The following is a 3,610-nucleotide window of genomic DNA, read 5'->3' on the forward strand; positions in this document are numbered from 1 at the left end:
TCATCTCTTGTGGAACGGGCATCTTGCCCGTTGTTGACAGATGCTGCACCGTTCTTGAGAGAGGTTGCACCATTTTCAATCAGCTTTTTATGAACAGGCAAGATGCCTGTGCCACAAAACAATTCATCTCTTGTGGAACGGGCATCTTGCCCGTTGTTGACAGATGCTGCACCGTTGTTGAGAGAGGTTGCACCATTTTCAATCAGCTTTTGATGAACAGGCAAGATGCGTGTTCCACAAAACAATTCATCTCTTGTGGAACGGGCATCTTGCCCGTTCTGGAGAATGGTGCCAGATGTGAGACTCACCTCATCCTCCTCCCTCTGTGCCTTTGTGGGACAGGCGTCTCGCCTGTCAATTTCTGCGGTTTCCCCTCTAAACTCCGCCTCAGTCGGTGCGGCACTCGGATCGATCGCCCGCGCCGCCAATTCGCCGCCAGCCAGCGCCGCCAAAGTCAAAAATGCAATAATCGAAATTCGCATAGACATTAAATTTAAAGCACACCCAACGCATATTACCCAAAACCGGGCCCCCTGCATAATTAGCCGAAAAGAAACCCGGTATTTTTGAGGCTACCGGGTTTCTGGGATGCTGAAATGTGGGAAAGTTCGATCGACTGCGGGCGATCTTAATGACCCAGAAAAATTTGTTTAAATAGCTTGTCGAGAAACACGTTTCTCAAAATGAGCCTGAGTCTGCTGCAACAGTTGTTCGCGACTATCCTTAGCGGTGGTAATGGTAGGGAGCAGGTTGCGAGCTTGTAAAGTCATGTGAAGCTGTAGGTGTGCTACGTACTCACTGACATCTTCGCGAAGAGAGCAAGCCGGGTACTGTTTTAAAGTAGAGTTCAAAGTGTTCTCCTGCTTTGGGTTTGTAGTTTTTTCTAATAATCATAGACAATATCATGGTCTATTTCTAACTGTGTACTCCGTAATGAAGTTTAACCTTTGGACTGCTGTTTTGTTACAATCCTTTACAAATGTCTCTTACCTATCAGGAGTCGATCGCCATGCAGTCTCAAGCACTTGTAGGACAAAAGCACACATTAAGTACATTTGTCAATAGCCGCAGCCAAACAGCAGCCTACCTCGACATCGGGTGCGGCAGACCCTTATTGATGCTGCACGGTTTCTTCGGAGAAAAGACTTGCTGGCTGCCCTTAATTGAGTTATTGCAATCTCAGTTTCGGTGCATCAGTTTAGATATGTTAGGTTTTGGAGAATCCAGCAAACCAGAAATCCGCTACGACGTAGCTGTAGAAGTTGCTTTTGTGCGGCAAGTTGTAGAACAACTAAATATCGAACCATGCTGCATCATCGGACATTCTTTTGGCGGTTGGGTAGCATCTGCATATTCCCTAAAATATCCTAATTCTGTTAGCAGTTTAGTGTTAGCAGCACCGGCCGGAATTCGGGACGACAGTTTTTGTGGTCAATACGATGCTTTGCGGCCGCTGCTGTGGGAAACCCCAGCCGTTGATTGGGCCTTGCAGTTGGCAAAACCTTTTGCTAGTTTAGCGGGAAAAAGTGAGCAATTGCAGCAAATTTCCGGGTGGCGCAGGGAGTTAATGTCTCAACCAGTAGCAAGGTCTTTTTTAATGAGTCGGATGCGGCCAGAAGATGCAGTTGATACAGTAGAAAAAGAAATTCACAAATTGCAAATTCCTACCTTAGTTATCGCAGCAGAGAGTGACGAAACAATTCCTCTATGGCACTGTGAAACCTACGCCGGCGAGATACCGGGGGCAGAGTTAGCAATTATTCCCCATGCCACTCACGGGTTGCCGCAAACTCAAGCTCCCATCATGGCCAAGTTTATTAGTAAATTTTTGAATAGTTAAGAAAAACGGTGCAACAAGCGGAATCCTGAAAATTGTGATAGGTCACAACGGTAAAATAATTGTGTTTTAGTATACTACTTTACTACGAAATACAGAATATATTGGTGAGTGTCTTGTACAAAAACTTTTTATGGCTCTTAAATCTTGTATCAGCAGGAGCTACAGACATTTAGGCGAGTCGGGGGCATTACCAATGGCGGCAGTGAAAAACTACTTTAATCTGGAAGAAATTACGACAGCCAGAAAAATTAGTGCTGCGGTGATTAATATCAGCGGCCGCCAGCGAATGCTTTCCCAACGAACGGCTTTTTTTTGCATGAGGTTAGTTTGCTCCTCGAATGCGGCAGAAAGAGCAAAACTGCGCGGGAATTTGTTAGAGGCGATCGAGCTTATGGAAAAATCGCACCGCGACTTAATTAATACTAACAGCAGCATCAACTTATTGAGTCCCCCTTCAGCCACCGTCAAGGCAATGTATTTTGAGCCGCCACTGTATTTAGACAAACAAGTGCGCGCATATATCGATCGAATTAAAGCCTTGGTGCAAGTTCCCGATGCCGAACTCAGGCTGGGAAATCCGCATCTGCTGTACATTGTCGAAGCGGCGGGCGGCGACTTGCTAGAAGCTTTCGATGCCGTAGTGAGTCAATACCAGCAAGAAAGCGAAATCGAACAATTTGAAATCGATCTTAAACAGGTAGAACTTTATCAAGAAAGTTGTGCTGCTACCTCGAAAGCGGAAGCTCAAGCGGCCAAGCTCGATCGCGCACTTTGCGAACTCAAACAAACTCAAGCTCAACTTCTCCACAGCGAAAAAATGTCTTCCCTGGGAGCGCTAATGGCTAGTATCGTCCACGAAATTAATAACCCAGTTAGTTTTATTTACGGCAACTTGAGCCATGCCGCAATTTATACTCAAGATTTGCTGAACCTGCTGCGTCTCTATCAAGAATGCTATCCCAATCCCTGTCCCGAAATCACAGCTAAAATCGAAGAGATAGATCTGGATTTTCTAGTTGAAGACTTGCCTAAAGTTATGTCTTCCATGCAAATGGGTTCCAATCGCATTCGCGAAATTGTCAAATCTATGGGCAACTTTTCGCGAACCGATAACAGTAACATGACCATGTGCGATTTGCACGACAGCATTGACAGCACCGTGTTAATTTTGCGAAACCGTCTCAATTCTCAAATAGACCGTCGCGACATTCAAGTAGTAAAAAATTATGGAAAATTGCCTGCTGTAGAGTGTTATTCAGGACAGCTAAATCAAGTATTTATGAATCTAATTACCAACGCGATCGATGCTTTGGACGAGGCAGCACAAAATCAGCCCAATGCTGCGCTAAAAATTTCGATCGGCACAGAGTTAGCTGGGCCCGATCGCGTGAGAGTGCGGATTGCTGACACGGGAAGCGGAATGACACCACAGATAAAAGAGCGAATGTTCGAGCAGTTTTTCACCACCAAGGAAATCGGTAAAGGTACCGGTTTAGGATTGTCTATTGTCTACAAAATCTTAGTAGAAAATCACCGAGGATCGCTCCGGTGCGAGTCAGAGCCCTGCAAGGGAACCGAGTTTATCATTGAACTGCCGATCCAGCAAACTTAAGCAATTTACTAATCATCGAAATTTATCTATTTTAACTATGTGTGGCACGGGCGTCCCGCCTGTGTTAACTGTGTGTAGCACGGGCGTCCCGCCTGTGTTAACTGTGTGTGGCACGGGCGTCCCGCCTGTGTTAACTGTGGCACGGGCGTCCCGCCTGT

General features: G+C 46.0%; 3 protein-coding genes and 1 pseudogene. 2 read left to right on the plus strand and 2 right to left on the minus strand.

Features of this window, described 5'->3' with window-relative positions:
- Together QUB16_RS23460 and QUB16_RS23465 are read right to left on the minus strand one after the other, a co-directional pair.
- Positions 1 to 482 (minus strand): annotated as a pseudogene (locus QUB16_RS23460) (BamA/TamA family outer membrane protein); the annotation flags it as partial.
- 168 nt (positions 483 to 650) lie between these two features.
- Positions 651 to 851, minus strand: coding sequence for a hypothetical protein (locus tag QUB16_RS23465; RefSeq protein WP_006634481.1), 201 nt, complete (start codon positions 849 to 851; stop codon positions 651 to 653).
- Between the two features lie 128 nt (positions 852 to 979).
- Between QUB16_RS23465 and QUB16_RS23470 the strand changes: the two genes are divergently transcribed.
- The gene (locus tag QUB16_RS23470; protein WP_333319855.1) at positions 980 to 1,840 is read left to right on the plus strand and encodes an alpha/beta hydrolase; all 861 of its coding nucleotides are present in this window, start codon (positions 980 to 982) and stop codon (positions 1,838 to 1,840) included.
- A gap of 130 nt (positions 1,841 to 1,970) precedes the next feature.
- Positions 1,971 to 3,452 (plus strand): ATP-binding protein, encoded by a 1,482-nt coding sequence (locus tag QUB16_RS23475; RefSeq protein ID WP_333319857.1) that lies wholly within the window; start codon positions 1,971 to 1,973, stop codon positions 3,450 to 3,452.
- The last annotated feature ends 158 nt before the right edge of the window (positions 3,453 to 3,610 follow it).

It is taken from the genome of Microcoleus sp. D3_18a_C4, assembly GCF_036702415.1.
Classification (GTDB): Bacteria; Cyanobacteriota; Cyanobacteriia; order Cyanobacteriales; family Microcoleaceae; genus Microcoleus.

Coding starts and splice junctions, on each gene's coding strand:
- QUB16_RS23475 (WP_333319857.1), top strand. CDS start 1,971: ATGGCTCTTAAATCTTGTATCAGCAGGAGCTACAGACATTTAGGCGAG.
- QUB16_RS23470 (WP_333319855.1), top strand. CDS start 980: ATGTCTCTTACCTATCAGGAGTCGATCGCCATGCAGTCTCAAGCACTT.